Here is a 21,155-nt window from a genome sequence, read left to right on the forward strand (position 1 = left end):
TTCAACCCTTGCCGGGGAGCGGCAACCAACAGGGGCGCCTCCCTAATGGGAGAGCCCTGTCTTCCAGACTGCAGTCCCGTCCGGCTCGAGCCTGACGTCCACGGTGCCCCTGAGTCCTTCACCGAGACTTGGCCCGGTCGAGCTGTGTGGCTTCCTGGACGAGTCCGTCCAGGTCGCCTTCAACGGCCCGCTCCCGATCACCTCGAAGCGGTATTGATACGATCCACCCACGGGAAGAGTGCTCGTCCCGAAGCTCGCGCTCGGGTAGTCGACCTCAATCTCCGAGATGTTTCCGCCCGTCTCGTTCGTGACGGTTGCCCCGATAAACGCCGACTTGCAGCCGCCCAGCCCCACCAGCGCCACGGCCGCTGTGGCAAGAATCGTATTGCGCACCATCCCGAAACTCACTCTGCACTCCCTTGCTTTTCTGTCATTTGTGTCTCCGGGTCCGCGGACTCGGCCGGAGCCAGCGCTTCCATCGACTTCTCCAGCGACCGCACCCGGCGGACAAGCTCGGGCAGCCGGTTCAAAGCCGCAGACGTCCGCAGCCATGTCCGATTATCCGTTGCCGGAGTGCCGCTGACCAACGCTCCCGCCGCCACATCACTTGCGATCCCGGTCTGAGCCGTCGCAACGGCACCGTCGCCGATCGTCAAATGTCCTGCCGCACCGACCTGCCCCGCCAGGATGACCTTGTTCCCCACAGTCGTCGATCCTGCCAATCCAACTTGCGAACAAAGCAGCGTGTCCGACCCCACCGTCGACCCGTGACCCACCATCACGAGGTTGTCGATCTTCGTCCCTTCGCCAATCTTCGTCTCGCCAATGCTGGCCCGGTCCACACACGCGTTCGCCTGCACCTCGACCCGGTCTTCCAGCACAGCGCGCCCCGCCTGGTGGATCTTGCTCCAGCGACCGGTTGCATCCTTCGCAAAGCCAAAGCCGTCGGCCCCGATCACCACACCGTTCTGCAGCACCACCTCGTCACCGAGCACGCAACCCTCACGCACCACGGCATGCGCGTGAATCAGGCAGCGCGAGCCCAGCTTGACCCCGGGGTAAAGCACGGCATGCGACAGAATTGCCGAGCCATCGCCGACCACGCAACCTGCGCCAATGACCGCAAACGCCGCAATATGAACATCTTTCCCAATCTCAGCCGTTGGATCGATCGCCGCCATGGGATGCACCCCGGGAGCGTACTGCAGAGCGGGGTACATCAGCTCGATCGTCTTCGCCCAGGCGAAATACGGGTTCTTAACGCGCACCGTGGCTACCGGAACGTCATGGAACGCCGGTTCGACGATGATCGCCGCCGCCCCGGTCTTTGCGGCCAGCCGTGCGTAGGCCTGGTTCGCAACGAACGTCACCTCGGTCGGCCCGGCGCTCTCAATCCCATTCAACCCTGTGATCTCAATGGCGCGTGCCGCAGCAAGGTTGCCATCTGCGCCAGGCCGCAGTTCAGCCCCAAGCCGCTCGGCCAGTTCTTCCAAAGTCATGTTGGGGATTGTAGCTCGCTGGCTGTTGTGCGGCTGTGATCCTAGCCCTCGAACAGCCCGGCCTGGAGCTCCTCGACCAGCTCTTTGGCTCGCTCGGCCGACACCCGCTTCGAGGGCGAGCTGATCGCCCCAAGCAACTCCAGGGACCGTATCGCACTGCGGGGCACGAAGATCTTCTGCGTGTTCCCGCGCCCATCCGGCGGCGAAAGCAGCAGGCCTCGGTCCTCAAGCAGCATGTCGAGGAAGCCGAGATCGAAGCTCGTCAGCCCCTCAAGCTGGTCGTCATCGGGAAACCCGATCCGCAGCCACAGCCCTTCACCCCGCGGACGTCCCAGAAACGTCTTACGCCCCAATCGCTCCGGATCGTTCGCATCGTCCAGGTTGAAATCGCGGACATAAGCAATAAGCTTGATCGTATTGAGCTGCAGGGGTTTGGTCCGGCCATCCGGCAAAAGCAGCACCACCGCGTCGCCCTCGACGAAGCCTGCCGGGGGAAGATATCCCCACGACGGCCCCGCATCGAACTGGCGGATGACGACCTTCTTCCGTGCCGCAGGCATAATCCTCTATTCCCGCCGACCCAACGGGGTGCTTCGGCTCAGATTTTCGCATGTGAAACCCCGAACGCTGCAGAATGAGTGCAAAATTCTGGCTGTTTTGCCCCAATTGCTGTACAATCCACGAGGGTCGCCACGTAAAGACGGCAGCTTAACCTACTGACAGGCATGGGGTTAGCTCTGCTGTCCGGATGTCGGACAACAACGTCGGACAAGAACTCGTGCGCTGCCGGGAACGATCACCTCATATGGCCGATTACATCTACCTGCTGCAAACTCGCCTGACACCCGCGCAGCAAACTGCTCTCCAACACGTGCGCGATGTCGCCAAGGCTCACGCCATGACGGTCTTCCTCGTAGGCGGAGCAGTGCGCGACCTGACCAGTGGCTCCCCTGTGCGCGATCTCGACATCGCAATCCAGGGCAATGCGACCAAGCTGAAAAAGGACATCCAGAAGGTTGGAGCGACGCTGATCGGCGAACATGCCGCTACGCAGTCGCTGTTCTTCAACTTCCCGGGCGGTGTCCGCGTCGAAGTCAGCTCCGCTCTGAGCGCCACCTGGCCGAAGCCCGGAAAGCCCGTCTTCAAGCCGGCAACCATCCTCGAGGACCTTCGCCGCCGCGACTTCACGGCGAACGCCATGGCGATCTCCCTCAACGAGGGGTCGCTCGGGCTGCTCATGGACCCCCTCAACGGCATCGCCGACCTCGAGAACCGCGAGCTTCGCCTCGTCTCGAACTATGGCTTTATCGAAGACCCCGTTCGAATGATCCGCTCGCAGCGCCTCGTTGCGCGTATGGGCTGGCATCTCGAAGAGAAGACCCACCAGCGCTACGAGACCGGCAAGGCAGAGGGCTACATCTCCGCCATGAGCGAGTGGGATCGCGGCTACGAGCTCGAGGAGATCCTCCACGAGGAAGATCCGCTCCGCGTCCTGCGCCGTCTCGAGTCCGAAGGCTGGATGCAGGCGCTCTTCCCGGCACTCTCCGCCGCCAAGGCCAACGAGAACGAAATCAGTAAGATCCGCGATCTCACCGGGCAGCTCGAGGTCGTCAGCATCTTCGCCGATCCTTCCGCTGTCCAATTCCCATCGCTGGTCGCGAAGCTGACCGCAGCGGAGGTCACCGAGCTCAAGGCCCTGCTCGCGCGTCCCGGCTTTGTCGAGCAGATCGCTGCGCTCGAGCCCGCAACCCGGGAGTTCGGCACGACCTTCGCCGGCAAGGCTGCAGCGGTGCCTTCCGATGCCTGGAAGCTGCTGCACGTCACCTCGCCTGAGGTCGTCCTGTCTCTCGCGCACAGTTCGAAGAGCTCGCCGGTGCAGGCACGCTTCACGGCCTTCTTCAACGACTGGTCGCAGGCCCGGACCAAGGTTCCGTACCAGCTCATGCAGGAGATGCGCATCACTCCCGATCTGCCCGGCTATGCCGAGTTGATCGAGAAGTTGCACTTCGCCATCATGGATGGTCAGCTGGAGACGGTGGAGATGGCCAAGGCCTTCCTCGAGCCCTACTCTCCGCCGGCTCCGCCTCCGCCGCCCACGCTGCGCCGCCGCGCTGCGAAGGCCACGAAGACCTCCAAGGCCAAGGCAAAGAAGGCTACTCCGGTGGTGGATGAGACGTTGGCCGAGATGGCGGCCGCCGAGTCCCCAGCGCTTCCTCCAACACCTACCCCCGCAGAGCTTGAGGCCTTCGGTGCACCCGCACCGAAGGCCTCAGCTCCTAAGGTTGCTGCCAAGAAGGCCACGGAGTCCAAGCCGGTCGAGGTCAAGGTTGCCGCTCCCGTGAAGGCTGCCACAGTGAAGAAGGACGTGGCCCCGGCAAAGGCCGCGCCCGCTAAACCGGCGGCTGCCAAGGCTGCCCCGGCAAAGCCGACCTCTCACGCGCCTGCCAAACCCGTGTCCAAGGCAGCTCCGGCGAAGGCTGCGGTGCCTGCCAAGGTTGTCGCCGCCTCTGCGAAGAAGCCGGCAGCGAAGCCCGTCGCGAAGGCAGTACCGGCGAAGTCGGCTGCAAAAGCTGTACCGGCGAAGAAAGTTGTCGCCAAGGCCCCGCTCAAGCCCGCTCCGAAGAAGGCTCCGGCCAAGCCAGCCAAGAAGGCTGCACCTGCCAAGAAGGCACCCAAACGTCGCTAGACGTTACTTGATCGTTTCGGCCACTCGCCTGGATCACTTCAAGCAAAAAAGAAAGCCCGCAGCGATCTCGCTACGGGCTGTTTTCTTGGTCTCCGATACCGAGCGCTAATCGCGCCCGCGCTTTCGCACTTCGATGTTCAGGCGCTTGATCTTCTGATTCAGCGTGGACAGCGGGATGCGGAAGTAGGCGGACGCTTCTGTCTGGTTCCAGTTGCAGCGCTCCAGCCGGTCCGTAATGATGCGCCGCTCGATGTCTTCCATCACGTCGAAAAGAGAAGCGTCCGACCGTTGATCCAGGAGCGCGGTCGAGTATGAGTTGCCGCGAAGCTGCGCAGGAAGCAGGTCCGGAGTGAGCTGCGGACCATTAGCCAGCACCACACCGCGCTCCATCGCATTCTCCAGCTCGCGTACATTGCCGGGCCAATCGTAGTCCATCATGAGCCGCAATGATTCCGGCGCGAGATCTGGTGGAGGAAAGCCGTTCTCGTCGGCGTAGACCTTGAGGAAGTGCGACGCCAGCAGCGGCACATCTTCCTTGCGGCTGCGCAACGGCGGCAGTTCAATCTGGATGACGGCGAGCCGGTAGAACAGATCCTCGCGGAACCGCCCTTCCTTGACGGCCTGGGAAAGGTTCACGTTCGTTGCCGCGACGATGCGGACATCGACCTGAATCTCCTGCGTTCCGCCGACGTGCATGAAGCGGCGGTCTTGCAGCACGCGCAGGATCTTCGCCTGCATGTCCATGGTCATCGTGCCGATTTCGTCGAGGAAGAGCGTGCCGCCATCGGCGACCTCAAAAAGGCCCTTCTTCGCCGCCACGGCAGACGTAAACGCACCGCGCTCATGTCCGAAGAGAGTGGACTCCAGCAGGTCGGAGGGCACGGCGCCCGTGTTCATCGGTACAAACGGCTTATCGCGCCGTGGAGAGTGCGAGTGAATCGCCTTCGCGATCAGCTCCTTGCCCGTACCGCTCTCGCCCTGGATCAACACGGTGGAACGCGAAGGCGCCACCTGCGCGACCAGATCGAAGAGCTTCAGCATCGCATCGCTCTTGCCCACGATGTTCTGGAACGAGTAGCGCTGCTTCAACGTCCTCTTCAGCTGGGCCACTTCGCGCTCGGCCGAGCTCTTGCCAATCGCCGCCCGGATATCCGCCAGCAGCTTCTCGTTGTCCCACGGCTTCTGAACGAAGTTCGATGCCCCCGCACGGATGGCGTCGACGACATTCCCCACGGTCCCATAGGCCGTGATCATGATGACCGGAAGCTCCGGCGCAAGAGCCTTGATGCGGGGCAGCAGATCGATGCCGCTCTCGCCGGGCAGAGCCAGGTCCAGCAGCAGAAGGTCATAGCTGTAGCGAGTCAACAGGTCGAGGCCCAGGTTGCCGTCGGCCGCCATCTCGACGCTGAAGCCCTCAAGAGTGAGCAAAGTCTCTAACGAGTCACGGATGCCGGCTTCGTCATCGATAATCAGAATCTTCTGGCCCGGCGAGGGTGCCGCGTGGATCGTCCCCGACGCTGGCCGCTCACCTAAAGCTGCATTAGACATGTACTACCTTGCCTTCCTCCGTATTACCTTCAGGTCCAGTCGCTCGCAATTCAGTGCGCGACGGCGCATCGAGAGCGGGGAACTCCAAACGGAATACCGTACCCTCTCCTACGCTGGAAGACACCTCAATGGTTCCACTGTGTTCCTGGACAATTCCGTACGTAACAGCCATGCCGAGGCCTGTGCCCTTGCGTTGACCGTCCTTGGGCGCGAGCTTGGTCGTAAAAAACGGATCGTAGATGCGGCGCATCACCTCTGCGCTCATGCCGCACCCATCGTCCTCTACCCGTATCTCCACGCTTTGACCGTTAGACGGTGCTGTCGTAACGATGCGTACAGTCCCCCGGCTTTTTTCCTGCAAGGCATCTTTCGCGTTCAGGACAAGATTCACCAGAACCTGCTGCAGTTTGCCGCGATTGCCGTTGACGACAGGCAACCCCTCCGCGAGCTCCGTGGTCACCGTGATCCCAGCCGAGCGCATTGGGTGCTCCAGCAGCATGACCGTCTCGCGCACCGTGGCATTCACATCCGTGCGCGAGAAGTCTGTCGTGCCCATGCGCGAAAAGTTCAGTAATCCATTGGCGATCTCGCTCGCGCGGAAGGTCTGCTGAATGATCTTGTCCAGCACCGGTTGCAGCCTGGCGCGACCGTTCTCATCCTGCGCCAGGTGGCTGCTCAGCTGCTTGTTCAACATCTGGGCATAGCTCGAGATGACGGCGAGCGGCGTGTTCACCTCGTGCGCCACTCCTGCAGCAAGCAGTCCGATCGACGACAGCTTCTCGGCCTGCGTCAGCTGCGTCTCCATGTTCACGCGGTCGGAGATGTCATCCACGATGATGATCCGCCCCACCGCCTGGAAGTCGCGGTTGAGCAGCGGCGCAATCGTGATGTTCGCTATCCGCGCCTCACCTGTAGGCGTGGGCAGGCGGAACTTGTATAGCGTGCTCGTGCCTTGTTCGTCGCGCACGCGGTCGAACTCCGTCAGGAACTCAGGCGGAAACACCTCGTTCAGAGGCTTGCGCAACGCATCGGCCCGGGCCGTCGCGTACATCACCTCCATCTGTGCATTCCAGCTCTCGATGCAGTCCTCGAGGTCCACCGCAAACACGCCGATGTTGATCGACTCGACGATGTTCTCGTTGAAGTCGCGCAGGCGCTCGAAGTCCGTAATCTTCTGCTCCAGCCGCTGATACAGCTGAGCGTTCTGGATCGCGATACCCGTGTAGCCGGCGAGCGACTCCAGCAACTCCATATCCTCGGAGCTGAGGAAGTCTCCATCGCCCGTGCGGCCAAGTCCCAGCACGGCAATCGTGGACAGCCCGGAGCCTTCGTGGCGGGCTGCCCGGCACGGCACGAAGTAGTTCAGGTCCAGCGCAGAAGCAGCACGCCGTTCTGACTCCGGCAGCCGCAGCACAGCCTGCGCATTCTCGAAGAACAGGTGAGTGCCACTGTCGCGGCGATCAAAGTCAAGGAAGCCCAGGTCGAGCGATTCCGGCGCTGAGGCGACCTGCTGCGAGAGCCCATGCGATCCCGCCAGGGTGAAGCGTGTCTCGACGCGGCCCCGCGGCGTGCGGTACTCCTGCGCGAGAAAAACCGCGACACGCGTTACCAGCAACGTCTCGGGTAGACGCTCAACGATCGAGTCGATCAGCGCCCGCAGATCGGTCTGGGCGTTCAGCTCTTTGCCAAATTCCACGAGCGAGGTGCGGTAGTCGATCTTCTTGCGATCGAAGATGCGGTCGACGTGGCCCTGCACCATCCGCTTGAGCGGATCAAACACCAGGCCTGTCACGATGACCGCAAGGATCAATCCCCAGTCGCGAAGCCTCTCGCTCTTCACCTGGTTATGGACCACCTCGGCGGCCAGCGCGATGAGGCCGAAGTACGATCCCACCAGCGCCGCCGTCACCAGCGTGTAGGTGACGCCGCGCTTGAAGATCAGGTCCACGTCCATCAAGCGGTAACGCACGATCGCCCAGCTGAACGTCAGGGGCAGCAGAATCAGCGCAAAGACCGCAAGGTTCGTCAGGTTGCGTGGCACCGACCAGTCGAACAGGAACGGAACCACGTAGATCGCGGTGAAGGGAAGTGTCGTCAGCACCGTGCCGCGCGACAGCCACTTCAACTGCTGGCGTTCCAGCGGACGCCGCTCCGTCAGGTACCGGACCCAGAACACAACGGCCGCGAGGATGTAGTAGGTCGCTAGGTACGCATAGTCGATCTTGTCCAGGCGATGCTGCAGGCGCTGTGTCGGCGACCAGTATTCCAGCGAAAGGAAGCGCAGCGTTGCGAGCACAGCCCCCGGGATGTAAAGCAGCGCGTGAACCCAGCGATGTCGCCGCCGCGTCTCGGACTCCCCTGTAAAGCTCAACGCGAAATGCAGGAACAGCGCGGGTTGCAGAGCCGCCGCGATGAAGTTCGCCGTCAGGACTGTCAGATCCAGCCCATCGAATACAGCCGTGTACTTGAAGGCGTAAAGGATGAACGAGACGAGGCAGAAGACATAGAAGTGCGTCGACTTCGGAGCCGTCCAGCGTCGAAAGAGTACGTAAAGACCGATTGCCAGGTAGACCAGCGCGATCAGCCGCATCACCTGGTGATCGGTGCGGTCCGCTGGCTCCAGGATGATCGAGATGTCGATCGATGCCGGAGGACCACCTGCCCTCGGATGCCGCAGGACGGTGTACTTCGCCTTCGACCAGATACCACTGGCCTCGAGCAGACGCTCCGCGACAGCCATCCTTGGCGTCGGCACGTCATTGATTGCGGTGAGGATGTCGCCGGCTCGCAGGCCCGCACGATCCGCCGGGGTACCGGCCGGAACCATGTAAATCTCAAGTCCGCTGCGAACTTCTATCTTGGGTGCGCCATCGGTTGGGGGAACATACGTTCCCTCCTGGACCAGATTTGCAATAGCCAATCCCGCCGCTGCCAGCGTAATGATCGCCAGAAGCAGGGCAAGCAATCGGGTTTGGGCACCGTTCTTCACGGATGGCGGCCTTCAGGTTCCGGATACGAGATTCTTCGCTGCAACTTTGGTGCCAATCTCGCAACCCTCTCCTGGTATGTCATTTCAGTGTACCGGTAACGCTGGATATGTATCTTTCCATAGGTGGATACTGAAATCGGAAGATGAAACCCCGCGAATTGCCAGTATTTGCAGGGGTTCCATACGGCGTCGCCAACGTTAGTCAGGGACCCTTCGCTTGACCCTGACCCTTGAAATCCTGTGAACTCAAGAGATCATGTCTGTCTTACGGCCCGGGGCCGATGCTCGTTCCTTCGTGGGACGCAATCCGCCAACTTTTGTCCTTACGTTTCCGCTACAGCGTCTCCGCCGAGCCGAACTTCGACCTTCCGCCAATGACCTCTGTCAGGCAAGGCGCTCGTGACGACCATGACTTCAGTCCGGCGGGAGACAGCCTGGAAGCGTTCCGAAGTTTTCATTCGTGGGCTCCGTATCTCTTTCCTCGAGCGCGGTTCGAGCATCCCCGCCAGCGCGCCGCCGATCATCCTTCTGCACGGCCTTGTCTCCGAGAGCACCTGCTACAAGCGTCTGCTTCGCCGGTTGCCCCAGGATCGCAGGGTGATCGCCGTCGATCTTCCCGGCTCCGGCTACTCTGAGCGCCCAAGCCCAGGGCAGCAGTCCTCCTGCACCACCTTCGCCGACCTCGCGGGCCTCGTCGTCGACCTCATGGCTGCCCTGCGGCTCGACCGTCCAGTCCTCATCGGCCACTCCCACGGCGGAGCGATCTCGCTGTCGGTGGCTGCTCGACACCCCGAGCACCTCCGCGGCCTCGTGCTCCTCTGCCCGGCACATCCGTACTCCGGCGTGGAGCGCAAGATCATCCGCTTCTATCTCTCGGCCGTCGGACACGCCTTCGCCCATCTTCTCCCCCGGCTGCCGGATTGGCTGATGCTCTTCGTCTTTCGCCACATGCCGGGCTCGCGCCGGACGCTCGAAATGACGGACATCGCTCCCTATCTGCACACGCTGCGTACGCCAGGCACCGTCGACCAGATTCTCCGCATGGTCGAATGCTGGAACAACGACATGCACCAGCTCGGATCCCTGATGGACGAGAATCCCATCGCCGCTCCCGTGCTGATGGTCTGGGGAGAACGCGACGTCGTCGTTCCTGCCTGGAGCGCCCGGCGACTGTCGGCGCGTCTTGCGGACGGGGAGCTCGTTCAGCTCCATGGTGTGGGCCATCTTCCGAACGACGAATCACCTAATAAAGCAGCCGCTGTCATCCACGACTGGCTCTTGCATCGCGCGCTCTAAGATAGCTCTGGATATCCGTAGGGTTGTCCGGCTCTGAGAAATCCGGCAACCGTTCGCAGGATGAAACGGAATTGCAGGTGCGTCGCAATACCTTTTTGCTACGCCAACAACTTGAGGGGAATGATTTCGCATCATTCACGTGACTCTCACACTTGGAGTGAGTTCACGTGCACAACAACGGGCCCAGGAACTGGATTTCAAGGAACTACCAATCCTTCGACGGACTTCGCGCTATAGCCATCCTTATGGTCTTCACCATCCACTACGGCGACATGGTGGTGCCAGCGAAATATGTCGAGTGCCTTTGGACGGGTGTTGATCTCTTCTTCGTCCTGTCCGGATTTCTCATCACCGGCATCCTGTGGGATTCCGTCGACTCACCCACGTACTATCGCGACTTCTACACCCGCAGAGCCCTGCGCATCTTCCCGCTCTACTATGGTTTCTTCCTCTGCGTCGCAGTCCTTACGCCGTTGGTGCATCTGCGCTACGACCCCATGCTTTGGACGAACCTTCTGTATCTCCTGAACTTCACCGTCGCCTTCGCTCCCCAGCATAATCCCAGCATCGTGATGATTGGCCATGTCATCCGGACGATTCAGCCAACGGTGGGATTGGGCGTTCTCTGGAGTCTCTGCGTGGAAGAGCACTTCTACCTGCTCTGGCCCTTCGTCGTCCGTTATGCTCGCGGCCGTCGCCGTCTGCTGATTTCAATCTGTCTGATGGGCATCGTTTGCGTCATGTCCTTACGCATGGCCCTGTACCTTCACGATCCCGTCAGGTACCGGACCTCAAGCTTTCTTTATCGCGCGAGCTTCACCAGGTTCGATACGCTGCTCATCGGTGCCTCTCTCGCACTCCTGCTGCGGGAGTATCGAATGGCTCTTCGTCAATTCCGCGCGATAGCTCTTGGTTGTATTGCGTTCGGTATGGTGACGCTCGCCACGGGGCTCCTGACCTTCGGGCGGACCCTGCCGTGGGACCTCTTCAATCCCGTCTTCAGCACCTACGGGTACACCTCTGTCGGTATTGTTGCCGCGGGAATCGTCATGCTCGCAATCGACGAAAACTCTGCATTGAGCCGATTACTCCGTAACCGGTACTTGAAGCGCATTGGGGTTGTCAGTTATGGCATCTACTTCCTGCATGCCCTGCCCATGCAGTTTGTCGACGCGATCTGCTGGAAGCTCGCTCACTGGCACGCCGCCGTCGTCGTTGTTCCGTGCACCTTCCTGCTAACTTATTTCGCCGCCCAATGGAGTTACGCGCACATCGAGTCGCCGTTCCTGCGCCTCAAGGACCGTTGGGCTCCGCCCATCGCACACGTCAGCAGGCCTTCCGGTGTCCGCGACATCGGAATCGCGGCCTAGGATCCGACGTTGCCCCGCGCGATTTATCCTTCTGCCAGTCCGAACTCGTCCTTCACCCAGCTGCGTATCGCTGCCCCGAGTTGCGGCAGCTTCGTCTCAGGCGACCCCTCGATCCCCGCAAAGAAGTGGTCCGCGCCTTCCACCCAGACCACGCGCTTTGGCTCGAGGGCCGTCTCCAGCACGGCATTCAGCGCTGCTTTCGGAGCGAACGGATCATGGTCTCCCACGACAAACAGCTTTGGAACCGCACCACACCCCGGCAAGAAACCATAGCTGTAATTCCGACCATCGGCCTCCACGGGTAAACCGATTCCAACCAGCCCCTGGACACGCGCATCGCCACAACAGGCCCGCAGACCGACGTTTGAGCCAAACGAGAACCCTGCGAACAGGACCGGCAGCCTGTACTCCGTGTCCAGCCAGTCGAGCGCGGCGCGCACATCGTCCACCTCGCCACGCCCCTCGTCGTGCGCCCCTTCGCTCAGCCCCGTACCGCGAAAGTTGAACCGCAGCACCGGCAGCCCGAAGCTGGAGAACGCCTTGGCCGAGTGGTAGACCACCTTGTTGTGCATCGTCCCGCCGCCCAGTGGATGCGGATGCGCCACCAGCACCGCGTAAAGCGCGTCCTCGCGGCCCGTGTTCAACAACGCCTCAAGCCGTCCTGCAGGACCGCTCAGGCCTTCCACCGTCTTCACATGCGAACGCCACTGCATCCCTTCATTCTGCCCCAACCGGCGTCACGTCGTTTGCCCCGGCTGCAGCACGGAGAGTCCACCATGGCGGAAGGTTCACAGGCGTGGGTGCCCGTACAAGCTATCCTGTACCTGCAATGGCCATCGATCCCATCGAGCTCACGAAGCAGCTTGTCGATATCGAGTCGACGACCTACCACGAAGGCGAATGCGGCGAATTCCTTGCCGAATACCTGCTCGGCCTGGGTTATGACGTCACCCGTCAGCCCGTCCCGCCGCCCGATCCCGCGCGCACTCCCGGCGCCCTGCGCGACAAGCCGGCGCAGCCGCGCTTCAACGTCTACGCCGTGCCCCGCTCCGAGCATGGCTTCGGTGTCCAGCCCGAGGTCGTGCTCTCCACCCACTTCGACACCGTGCCGCCCTTCCTCGGCCCCTGCCGCGAGGACGCAACTCACCTCTACGGCCGTGGTGTCTGTGACGCGAAGGGAATCCTCGCAGCGCAGGTCGCCGCCTCGCAGCAGCTGCTCGAAGAGGGCATCCAGACCGGCCTGCTCTTCGTCGTCGGCGAAGAGCGCGACTCCGCCGGCGCGAAGATCGCCAACGAGCTCCCGATCAACGATCCGCCCCGTCCGAAGTTCCTCATCAACGGCGAGCCCACGGACAACCGCCTCGCACTTGCCAGTAAGGGCTGCCTTCGCGTCGAACTCTACGCCTCGGGCAAGATGGCCCACTCCGCCTATCCTGAGCTCGGCGACAGCGCCATCAACAAGCTCCTCGCGGCGCTCGAAAACGTCCGCGCGCTCCAGCTTCCGGTGGTCGAAGGCATCGGCGACACCACGCTGAACATCGGAATCCTCGGCGGCGGCCGCGCGCCCAATGTCATCGCCGACAAGGCCGAGGCTCACATCCTCGTCCGCCTCGTCGGCCCGGCCGAAGACATTCGCAAGAGCATCCTCACCGCCTGCGAAGGCCTGTGCGAGGTCGTCTTCTCGCTCGAACTGCCCTTCGTCCAGATGCGTGCCCTCGAAGGCTTCGACACCATGGTCGCGAAGTTCACCACCGATATCCCTTCACTCACGACCTGGGGTGAACCTCTGCTGCTTGGCCCCGGCTCGATCCACGTCGCCCACACACCCGACGAGACGATCCTCAAGCAGGAGCTGCTCGACTGCGTTCAGCTCTACGTTCGCGCGGTGAAGGCGCTCCTCAACGGCGAAGCAGGGAAGTAAGGGATGTTCGCCCTCCGCTTCTGGCTGACGATGCAGGTGGCCACAGCCACCACCGCCGCGCTGATGGCGAACTTCCACGCCATCCCGCTGCGCAACACGGACGCCAAACACTTCGACGCCATCATCGTCCTCGGCACACCCACGAACGCCGAGGGCACGCCCAGTCCCGAGCAGCGCGAGCGCACCGAAGAAGGCGTCCGGGAGTTCAAGGCCGGTGTCGCTCCCATCCTGATCATGACCGGCGGCGCAGCCCACAACACCTTCGTCGAAGCCGAGGCCATGAAGAAGCTCGCCGTCAGCGAAGGCATCCCCGCCGAAGACCTCATCGTCGAAGGCCAGGCCAAAGACACCATCCAGAACATCTACTACTCCGACCAGATCCTCGAAGCCCACCACTGGCACACGGTCGAGGTCGTCAGCTCCTCGCACCACCTGCCCCGCACGGCGCTGATCCTGTCGCATTGGAAAGATCTCAAGTGGTCCACCCACGCCAGCCACTGGCCGCCCGAGTACCCCCAGGCCGCCCAGGACGCCGCCTTCGCCCACGAAGCTACCTACTGCTGGACGCTGACCCACGAGGGGTTCAAGCACAATACGTATCTGCCGGGCACCTAACGAGCCGGGCAGTGGATAATGCCTCCATGCCAGCCTTTCCCACGGAGCAGATATTGATAGACCGCGCGGAGGCGGGAGACCCTTACGCGCTCTTCGAGATGGCCGTTTCGATCGAGGAATCCGCTTTAGGAGACGCCGACCTGCGTCGAGCAGCCGATTACTATCGGCGCGCCGCAACAAGAGGTCATCTCACCGCACTCAACAACCTCTGCCTCATGGCAGTGAGGTCAGATAGTGTGGTTTCAGTAAGCCGAGAAGAGTGGGGAAGGCTTGAAGAGCTTGGTCGGTCTGGGGACCGCGAAGCGCAGAATACCGTCGGATTGGGGCACTTCTACGGTGAAGCCGCAGACTTTGACTATGAACTGGCGAGAGAGTGGTACACGCGGTCCGCTGAAGGTGGCTGCGCCGCTGCACAATTCAACCTCGGTGGGATCTGGTTTGAGGCGAAGGGTGTCGACCGCGATCTGGACAAAGCCGTTACTTGGTATTCACGGGCGGCCCAAAGCGGACACGAACTGGCCCTCGTGCAACTGGGTTCTATGCACGAGAAAGGCCTCGGGGTCGAGAAGAACCTCGCGCTCGCCTTAACGCTGTACTCCTGCGCGCTGCGTCGCCACTCGAAGAGGGCTGCAATTCACCTAGGGATCATGTATGCGAAGGGCAAGGAGATCTCGCAGGATTTGCCGACGGCGTACGCTCTTTTCGAAAGGTCACTCGAGCTACGCGATAACGCCGACAACGGGACGTTGCATCCTTCTTACATCGAAAACGCTCTGTACTGGCTCGGACATATCACGGAGCAAAGCCCAGCGTTAGGCAAGCGTACGGCACTCTATTGGTACGGTCGAGGTGCGGACGCAGGATCGGACCTGTGCGCAAAACAAGTGGAGCGGCTAAAACGCGAGAGCGGGCCTTCTCGTGCTCGACGGTCTTCTCGCCGAAAGCATTAGGGTTCCCTTTTCCACCCCGCCCCACCCACTAACCACGCAGTAAACTAGCCCTATGGCGGCCGAGTTTACCCATCTTCACCTGCACACCGATTACTCTCTCCTCGACGGCGCCTGCGACGTCGACAAGCTTGCCGCGCACGTCGCGAAGATGGGCCAGAACGCCGCCGCGATGACCGATCACGGCAACATCTATGGCGCCGTCCACTTCTTTGACGCCATGAAGAAGAAGGGCCTCAAGCCCATCCTTGGCTGCGAGCTCTACGTCTGCAAGGAAGACGACCACCGCCGCGAGTTCGCCAACCCCGACTCCAAGTACAACCATCTGCTCGTGCTCGCCGAAAGCGAAGCCGGCTATCGCAACCTCGTGCGCCTCACCTCCGAGGCTGCGCTGCATGGCTTCTACAAGAAGCCTCGCGTCTCGAAGAAGTTCCTTGCCGAGCACACCGAAGGCCTCATCGGCTTCTCCGGTTGTCTCGCTGGCGAGGTCTCCGAGTACCTGATGGCAGGGAAGTACGATCTCGCCAAGAAGACCGCCGGCGACTACGAGACCATGTTCGGCCGCGGCAACTACTTCCTCGAGGTTCAGGACCATCATCTCGAGCCCGACAAGCCCGTCATCGAGGCCATGTTCCGCCTCGAGCGCGAGCTAGACATCCCGCTGATCGCGACCAACGATTCGCACTACGTCGCCGATACCGACTCCCGCGCGCACGAGATCCTGCTCTGCGTGCAGACCGGTGGATCGATGAACGATGCCAAGCGCTTCAAGTTCGATACGCAGGAGTTCTACATCAAGTCCGCGGAAGAGATGCATCGTCTCTTCAGCGAAGCGCCTGAGGTCTGCACCCGTACCATGCAGTTCGCGGACCGCTGCAACATCGAGCTCGCCAAGGTCAAGAACCCGTTCCCCAAGTTCGATTGCCCTCCTGGCATGGACCTCGATGCGTACTTCGAGAGCGTCTGCCGCGAAGGTTGGAAGATGCGCCGCGAGACCGCCATCGCGCACCTCGAAGCCACCGGCAACCTGCGCCACACCATCGCCGAGTATGAGGCCCGGCTCACACGCGAGATCGATTGCATCAAGAGCATGAAGTTCCCGGGCTACTTCATGATCGTCTGGGACTTCATCCGCTACGCCAAGCAGCAGAACATCCCCGTTGGCCCGGGCCGTGGTTCGGCTGCAGGCTCGCTGGTCGCGTACGTCATGGAGATCACCGACGTCGACCCGATCCAGAACAATCTCCTCTTCGAGCGCTTCCTCAATCCCGAACGCGTGTCCATGCCCGATATCGATATCGACTTCTGCATGAACCGTCGCGGCGAGGTCATCGAGTATGTGCGCGGCAAGTACGGCGTCGACCAGGTCGCACAGATCATCACCTTCAACACCATGGCGGCCAAGGCCGCGATCAAGGACGTAGGTCGTGCGCTCGACGTTCCTTACGGCGAAGTCGATCGTATCGCCAAGCTCATCCCGCCCACCATCGGCATCACCATCGCCGAGGCGCTCAAGGACGCAGGCCCGCTCCTTCAGGCCTATGAGTCCGACACCAAGATCCGCGAGATCATCGACACCGCGATGAAGCTCGAAGGCCTCGTGCGCGGCGCTGGTGTGCACGCCGCCGGCGTCGTCATCGCGCCCGCTCCGCTCACTGAGCTCGTCCCCGTCACCCGCACCAAGGACGATGCCATCGTCACCAGCTATGACATGAAGGCCGTCGAGAAGATGGGCCTTCTCAAGATGGACTTCCTCGGGCTTACGACGCTCACCGTCATCGACGATTGCCTCAAGCTCATCAAGTCCAATCGCGGCGACACCATCGAGATGGCGAAGGTCCCGCTCGACGACCAGGAGACGTACGAGAAGGTCTACCACCGGGCTCTCACTTCGGGCGTCTTCCAGTTCGAATCGTCGGGCATGCGCGACGTGCTGCGCCGCTACAAGCCCACCTCCGTCGAAGACCTCACCGCCCTCAACGCGCTCTATCGCCCCGGTCCGATCCAGGGCGGCATGATCGACGACTTCATCGAACGCAAGTGGGGCCGCCGTCCGGTGGAGTTCATGTTCCCCGAACTCGAGCCCATCCTGCGCGAGACGCTCGGCGTCATCGTCTATCAGGAGCAGGTCATGCAGATCAGTTCGGCCATCGGCGGGTACTCGCTAGGCGGCGCTGATCTCCTGCGTCGCGCCATGGGTAAGAAAGACCCGGCTGAGATGGCCAAGCAGCGCGACATCTTCATGGCCGGCGCTGCAGCACAGAAGTTCGATAAGACCAAGGCGGGCGCGCTCTTCGATCTCATGGAGCAGTTCGCAGGCTACGGCTTCAACAAGTCGCACTCAGCGGCCTACGCCATGCTCGCGTATCACACCGCCTGGCTCAAGACGCACTATCCCGTCGAGTTCATGGCCGCGCTGCTCACCTCCGAAACCTCGAAGCCCGAGAACGTCGTCAAGTACATCGGCGAGTGCCGCGAGATGAACATCTCCGTCGTGCCGCCCGACGTGCAGATCTCCGCCTCAAACTTCACGCCCGCTGGCGACTCCATCCGCTTCGGCCTCGCAGCCATCAAGAACGTAGGCCACAACGCCATCGAGTCGATCATCCAGGCGCGGGCAGCTCTGCAGGCGGAAGGGAAGCAGGGCTTCGCTTCGCTCTGGGAGTTCTGCGAGAAGGTCGATCTCCGCCTGATGAACAAGCGCGTGCTCGAGTCTCTCGCCAAGGCCGGTGCACTCGATGCCTTCGGTCGTCGTGGTCAGGTCATGGCCGCAATCGATAAAGCCATCGAGCGCGCGCAGAAGGCGCAGAAGGATGCCGCCGCAGGACAGCATGGTCTCTTCGGCATGTTCGACGAGCCTGCCGCCACACAGGCCAGCGGCAACGATCCATTGCCTGCTGCACCCGACTGGGATGAGCATGAACGCCTTCAGAACGAGAAGGACGTCCTCGGCTTCTTCGTCAGCGGACACCCCATGGACAAGTACCGCGAGAAGCTTCGCAACATGAAGGTCGTCGATACCGCGACTGCCATCGAGATGAAGCCCGAGCCCGTCGTCTTCAATCGTGGCCGCCGCGAGGAAGGCAACAGCGACATCTCCATCGCCGGCGTCATCACCGGCCTGCGCGTTGCCAAGAGCAAGCGCTCGGGCGAGATGTACGCCTCCGGCTTCCTCGAAGACACCATGGGCAAGATCGAGATCATCGCCTTTCCCGCAGCGTATGAGAAGCTCGCCGAGAAGCTCAAGATGGAGGTCCCCGTCCTGATGCGTGGCTCGCTCCGCGGCGAAGAAGACTCGGCCCCCAAGCTCGCCATCAGCGGCATCCAGGCGCTCGAAGACATCCAGATCAAGCTGCCCGATGCGCTTCGCATCCGAGTGCCACTCCATCATCCCGATGCCGAGCTGCTCGAAAAGCTTGCGGCAATCTTCCAGGGCGCACCCGGCAAGGGCAAGCTCCTGCTCAACCTCGAAGAGCCCGACAGCTTCTGCGCCGTACTCGAGCCGAGCGGTATGTCAGTAGCAGCAGACATCCAGTTCATCGAGCGCGTCGAGAACCTCGTAGGACGCGGTGCTGTGCAGGTGATCAACTGATGCGCGCCATGGCACACATGGGTGCCCCACGTCTCGATTCTGAGACGTGGGCCCGTAAGGCCGCCTCCTTGGCGCGTGTGATACCAGCTGTGCTCTTGCTCTCGATGGCTTCACCAGCAAGTTCGCAACAGCCTCTCCCACCCAACTACAAGACCGTCCTCGATAACGCCGACGTCCTCGTACAGCGTGTCCACTACGGCCCGCATGAGTTCATCCCGCCGCACGATCACTACGCCGTGGTCACCGTGCTCGTCTATCTCAACGACTCCGGCGTCGTCGAACTCGCTCACGAGCCCAAGCCCGGCGACACCGAGCCTGACGTCGTGAAGCGCCCACCAACCCACACCGGCGCCTTCCGAATCGGCCCTGCGGCTTTCGAGCGCCACTCCGTCCGCAACCTCGGCGATGTTCCGTCTGACTTCTTCCGTGTTGAGCTGAAGCAGCTCCCCCTCGACTGGCTCAAGGATCAGGTTCGCGGCCCCGCGCCAACGCCTCCGCTACACGATGGTGTCTCCACCGAGTACACGGACGCACGGCTGCGTATCGACCGGATCATTTGCAAAGCCGCCACCGCGTGCAGCATCGACGCCGATCCCGCACCGTCCGTGCTCATCACCATTCCAACGCCAGACGAGCTCGCGAAGGAGCCACACTTGGAACGGTGGGTGCAGCCAGGCGAGCACGTCGTCATCACCACGAGCCGCGATCATGCTCAATATCTGCGCATCCTGTTGCTGCCAGCAAAGCCGTAACTTCACAGGCAGCTGACGCGTCTCACTCCAAAGGAGCGAGACATCGATGCCGACCCCGAATCTGCCCGCCACACGCGACCAGCGACTGGCCTACCTCTTCCTCCGCGTCTTCACCGGCTTCGACTTCTTCGGCCACGGCTTCGCCCGCATCTTCACGGGCACTCACCTGGCAGGATTCGCGCAGGGGATGGCCAAGGGCATGGCCGCTGCGCCGCTTCCGCCACAACTCGTCCTCGCCACTGGCTACGCGGTCCCGTGCGTGGAACTGCTCGTCGGCATCCTGCTTCTCACCGGGCTCTTCGTGCGCGAGGCGTTGCTTGCCGCTTCAGCCCTGATGCTCGTCCTCATCTTCGGCGTCACCATGAAGCAGGACTGGAACGTAGCCGGGCAGCAGCTGCTCTACGCCCTGGTGCTGGCTCTTCTGCTGTTCGCTCGTGAGCCGTACGACACCTCCTGGCCGGCTGTGTTTCGATCGTCTACCGGCAGGTAAGGTCCCCTTCTGGTGAGCCCGCACCCCATCGCGGTACTTCACAAACTCTCCGCGATAGGTTCCAATCACCCCATGCTTGAGACCTTCGAGCGGCCGGCCACTCGCGAGCAACAGTTCGCCTACGCTGTGCTGCGCTCCTTCTTCGGCGTCTGCTTCTGGACTCACGCGCTGATCCTGCTGTTCTTCGGCAACGGCCTGCCCTCCGTAGCCAATCACATGATGTTCGCTTTGGCTGAGACGCATCTGCCGTCGAACCTGATTCTCCTCTTTGGCTACTCGCTGCCGTTCATCGACTTCCTCATCGGCGGGATGCTCATCCTCGGCGTGTCGACGATGGGCGCAATTCTTTTGGCCTTCGTCTATCTCTGCGCGTTGATCGTCAACTTCGCGCTCGACGTCGACTACCTGTCTCTCCTCGTCGCGCTTGGTACCGGCTGCGCTCTGGCCTTCCTCATGGTCGGCCACCGCCGCTTCGATCAACCCTGGCACCGTCTTTTGATCAAGCGCAAATCTCAGCTCTGATTGCCCCTGTTCGCTTACAATCGAACAGGTATCGCGCATGGCTAAACCCACCCCGCAGAAAACAGCTCCCGGTCCCGCTGCTCCCGTCCCAGAGGCCTGGCTCAAGACTGAGCTTGCCCGGCATCCGCAACGACCTTACCCGATGGACTACATCAACGCGCTGTTCACGGACTTCAGCGAGATCCATGGCGACCGTCAGTTCGCCGACGATCCCGCAATGGCCTGTGGCATGGCGCGCTTTCACGGTGAGCCGGTACTCGTCGTCGGGAACCTCAAGGGCCGCACGCTCAAAGAGCGCATGGCCCGCAAGTTCGGCTCGCCCGATCCCGAGGGCTACCGCAAGGCCCTTCGGGCGATGAAGATCGCCGAGAAATACGGCCGCCCCATCTTCACCTTCATCGATCTCACCGGCGCCAACCCCGGCCTGGGCGCCGAGGAGCGGGGCCAGGGCGAAGCTATCGCCCGCAACCTGCTTGAGATGGCCCGCATCCGCGTCCCAACCATCGCCACCATCACCGGCGAAGGTGGGTCCGGCGGTGCGCTCGCTCTCGCCGTTGCCGATCGCGTCCTCATGCTCGAGAACGCCATCTACTCGGTCATCTCTCCGGAAGGTTGTGCTTCGATCATGTGGAAGGACGCCAGCAAGCGTCAGCAGGCCGCCGAAGCGCTCCGCTACACCGCGACCGACGTCAAGATGCTCGGCTGCGTGGACGATGTGATCCGCGAGCCCGAAGGCGGCACCCACAATGATCCCGCCTTCGCCATGGAGCTCGTCAATGAGCGCCTCGTCTCGCATCTTTCCGATCTGACGAAGCTTTCAGTCGACGACCTTCTGGCCGCCCGCTACAACAAGTTCCGCAACATTGCGCAGTTCTACACCAGCGCAGCCTGAGCGCATCCGCAGACGGGAAAAAACCCGTTCCTGCCT

The 21,155-nt window shown here is 62.0% G+C and carries 17 protein-coding genes; 11 read left to right on the forward strand and 6 right to left on the reverse strand.

Features of this window, described 5'->3' with window-relative positions; translation table 11 throughout:
- Positions 1-42 precede the first annotated feature (42 nt).
- The 3 genes from C4S68_RS03710 to C4S68_RS03720 are packed head-to-tail and all read right to left on the reverse strand — an operon-like array spanning position 43 to position 2,059.
- Positions 43-408: a hypothetical protein gene (locus C4S68_RS03710; RefSeq protein ID WP_103931636.1), complete on the reverse strand. Its 366-nt coding sequence runs from the start codon at positions 406-408 to the stop codon at positions 43-45.
- Positions 405-1,499, reverse strand: coding sequence for a UDP-3-O-(3-hydroxymyristoyl)glucosamine N-acyltransferase (lpxD, locus tag C4S68_RS03715; protein WP_103931637.1), 1,095 nt, complete (start codon positions 1,497-1,499; stop codon positions 405-407). The genes C4S68_RS03710 and lpxD overlap by 4 nt, the downstream gene beginning before the upstream one ends.
- A 41-nt stretch (positions 1,500-1,540) precedes the next feature.
- The gene (locus C4S68_RS03720; RefSeq protein ID WP_103931638.1) at positions 1,541-2,059 is read right to left on the reverse strand and encodes a DUF6982 domain-containing protein; all 519 of its coding nucleotides are present in this window, start codon (positions 2,057-2,059) and stop codon (positions 1,541-1,543) included.
- 245 nt (positions 2,060-2,304) lie between these two features.
- Between C4S68_RS03720 and C4S68_RS03725 the strand changes: the two genes are divergently transcribed.
- On the forward strand, positions 2,305-4,185 hold the full coding sequence (locus tag C4S68_RS03725; RefSeq protein ID WP_103931639.1) for a tRNA nucleotidyltransferase/poly(A) polymerase family protein: 1,881 nt from the start codon (positions 2,305-2,307) through the stop codon (positions 4,183-4,185).
- 105 nt (positions 4,186-4,290) lie between these two features.
- Here C4S68_RS03725 and C4S68_RS03730 read toward each other — a convergent pair whose 3' ends face one another.
- Both C4S68_RS03730 and C4S68_RS03735 read right to left on the reverse strand, forming a co-directional pair.
- On the reverse strand, positions 4,291-5,733 hold the full coding sequence (locus tag C4S68_RS03730; RefSeq protein ID WP_103931640.1) for a sigma-54-dependent transcriptional regulator: 1,443 nt from the start codon (positions 5,731-5,733) through the stop codon (positions 4,291-4,293).
- Positions 5,726-8,722: an ATP-binding protein gene (locus C4S68_RS03735; RefSeq protein WP_103931641.1), complete on the reverse strand. Its 2,997-nt coding sequence runs from the start codon at positions 8,720-8,722 to the stop codon at positions 5,726-5,728. Before C4S68_RS03735 ends, C4S68_RS03730 begins: the two co-directional genes overlap by 8 nt.
- 408 nt (positions 8,723-9,130) lie before the next feature.
- Between C4S68_RS03735 and C4S68_RS03740 the strand changes: the two genes are divergently transcribed.
- Together C4S68_RS03740 and C4S68_RS03745 are read left to right on the forward strand one after the other, a co-directional pair.
- Positions 9,131-10,018 carry an alpha/beta fold hydrolase gene (locus C4S68_RS03740; protein WP_146071995.1) on the forward strand — a complete coding sequence of 296 codons (888 nt, stop codon included), beginning with the start codon at positions 9,131-9,133 and terminating at the stop codon, positions 10,016-10,018.
- A 167-nt stretch (positions 10,019-10,185) separates the two neighbouring features.
- Positions 10,186-11,388: an acyltransferase family protein gene (locus C4S68_RS03745; protein ID WP_146071996.1), complete on the forward strand. Its 1,203-nt coding sequence runs from the start codon at positions 10,186-10,188 to the stop codon at positions 11,386-11,388.
- Between the two features lie 23 nt (positions 11,389-11,411).
- Here C4S68_RS03745 and C4S68_RS03750 read toward each other — a convergent pair whose 3' ends face one another.
- On the reverse strand, positions 11,412-12,101 hold the full coding sequence (locus tag C4S68_RS03750; RefSeq protein WP_103931644.1) for an alpha/beta hydrolase: 690 nt from the start codon (positions 12,099-12,101) through the stop codon (positions 11,412-11,414).
- Between the two features lie 83 nt (positions 12,102-12,184).
- Here C4S68_RS03750 and C4S68_RS03755 point away from each other — a divergent pair, with 83 nt between their 5' ends.
- The 8 genes from C4S68_RS03755 (at position 12,185) to C4S68_RS03790 (ending at position 21,119) form a co-directional block, all read left to right on the forward strand.
- Complete coding sequence (locus tag C4S68_RS03755; protein ID WP_407641092.1) at positions 12,185-13,309, forward strand: M20/M25/M40 family metallo-hydrolase; 1,125 nt, start codon at positions 12,185-12,187, stop codon at positions 13,307-13,309.
- Positions 13,310-13,312: 3 nt separating this feature from the next.
- On the forward strand, positions 13,313-13,924 hold the full coding sequence (locus tag C4S68_RS03760) for a YdcF family protein (protein ID WP_235011327.1): 612 nt from the start codon (positions 13,313-13,315) through the stop codon (positions 13,922-13,924).
- A gap of 26 nt (positions 13,925-13,950) precedes the next feature.
- The gene (locus tag C4S68_RS03765; RefSeq protein ID WP_103931646.1) at positions 13,951-14,874 is read left to right on the forward strand and encodes a tetratricopeptide repeat protein; all 924 of its coding nucleotides are present in this window, start codon (positions 13,951-13,953) and stop codon (positions 14,872-14,874) included.
- Between the two features lie 52 nt (positions 14,875-14,926).
- Positions 14,927-18,463: a DNA polymerase III subunit alpha gene (gene dnaE, locus C4S68_RS03770; RefSeq protein ID WP_103931647.1), complete on the forward strand. Its 3,537-nt coding sequence runs from the start codon at positions 14,927-14,929 to the stop codon at positions 18,461-18,463.
- A 104-nt stretch (positions 18,464-18,567) separates the two neighbouring features.
- The gene (locus tag C4S68_RS03775; RefSeq protein WP_160114982.1) at positions 18,568-19,215 is read left to right on the forward strand and encodes a hypothetical protein; all 648 of its coding nucleotides are present in this window, start codon (positions 18,568-18,570) and stop codon (positions 19,213-19,215) included.
- Between the two features lie 46 nt (positions 19,216-19,261).
- A complete protein-coding gene (locus tag C4S68_RS03780) occupies positions 19,262-19,705 on the forward strand; it encodes a DoxX family protein (protein ID WP_103931649.1) in 444 nt (147 codons plus the stop codon).
- A 72-nt stretch (positions 19,706-19,777) separates the two neighbouring features.
- On the forward strand, positions 19,778-20,227 hold the full coding sequence (locus C4S68_RS03785; protein ID WP_103931650.1) for a hypothetical protein: 450 nt from the start codon (positions 19,778-19,780) through the stop codon (positions 20,225-20,227).
- A 37-nt stretch (positions 20,228-20,264) separates the two neighbouring features.
- Positions 20,265-21,119, forward strand: a complete 855-nt coding sequence (locus C4S68_RS03790) for an acetyl-CoA carboxylase carboxyltransferase subunit alpha (protein ID WP_103931651.1) — start codon at positions 20,265-20,267, stop codon at positions 21,117-21,119.
- Positions 21,120-21,155: the final 36 nt, after the last annotated feature.

Source organism: Bryocella elongata (genome assembly GCF_900108185.1).
Classification (GTDB): Bacteria; Acidobacteriota; Terriglobia; order Terriglobales; family Acidobacteriaceae; genus Granulicella; species Granulicella elongata.

Bases quoted from the DNA above. Each gene is read 5' to 3' on its own strand.
- C4S68_RS03750 (WP_103931644.1), bottom strand. From the start codon at position 12,101: ATGCAGTGGCGTTCGCATGTGAAGACGGTGGAAGGCCTGAGCGGTCCT.
- C4S68_RS03790 (WP_103931651.1), top strand. From the start codon at position 20,265: ATGGCTAAACCCACCCCGCAGAAAACAGCTCCCGGTCCCGCTGCTCCC.
- C4S68_RS03775 (WP_160114982.1), top strand. From the start codon at position 18,568: ATGGCTTCACCAGCAAGTTCGCAACAGCCTCTCCCACCCAACTACAAG.
- dnaE (WP_103931647.1), top strand. From the start codon at position 14,927: ATGGCGGCCGAGTTTACCCATCTTCACCTGCACACCGATTACTCTCTC.
- C4S68_RS03720 (WP_103931638.1), bottom strand. From the start codon at position 2,059: ATGCCTGCGGCACGGAAGAAGGTCGTCATCCGCCAGTTCGATGCGGGG.
- C4S68_RS03760 (WP_235011327.1), top strand. From the start codon at position 13,313: ATGTTCGCCCTCCGCTTCTGGCTGACGATGCAGGTGGCCACAGCCACC.
- C4S68_RS03780 (WP_103931649.1), top strand. From the start codon at position 19,262: ATGCCGACCCCGAATCTGCCCGCCACACGCGACCAGCGACTGGCCTAC.
- lpxD (WP_103931637.1), bottom strand. From the start codon at position 1,499: ATGACTTTGGAAGAACTGGCCGAGCGGCTTGGGGCTGAACTGCGGCCT.
- C4S68_RS03785 (WP_103931650.1), top strand. From the start codon at position 19,778: ATGCTTGAGACCTTCGAGCGGCCGGCCACTCGCGAGCAACAGTTCGCC.
- C4S68_RS03765 (WP_103931646.1), top strand. From the start codon at position 13,951: ATGCCAGCCTTTCCCACGGAGCAGATATTGATAGACCGCGCGGAGGCG.
- C4S68_RS03725 (WP_103931639.1), top strand. From the start codon at position 2,305: ATGGCCGATTACATCTACCTGCTGCAAACTCGCCTGACACCCGCGCAG.
- C4S68_RS03730 (WP_103931640.1), bottom strand. From the start codon at position 5,733: ATGTCTAATGCAGCTTTAGGTGAGCGGCCAGCGTCGGGGACGATCCAC.
- C4S68_RS03740 (WP_146071995.1), top strand. From the start codon at position 9,131: ATGACTTCAGTCCGGCGGGAGACAGCCTGGAAGCGTTCCGAAGTTTTC.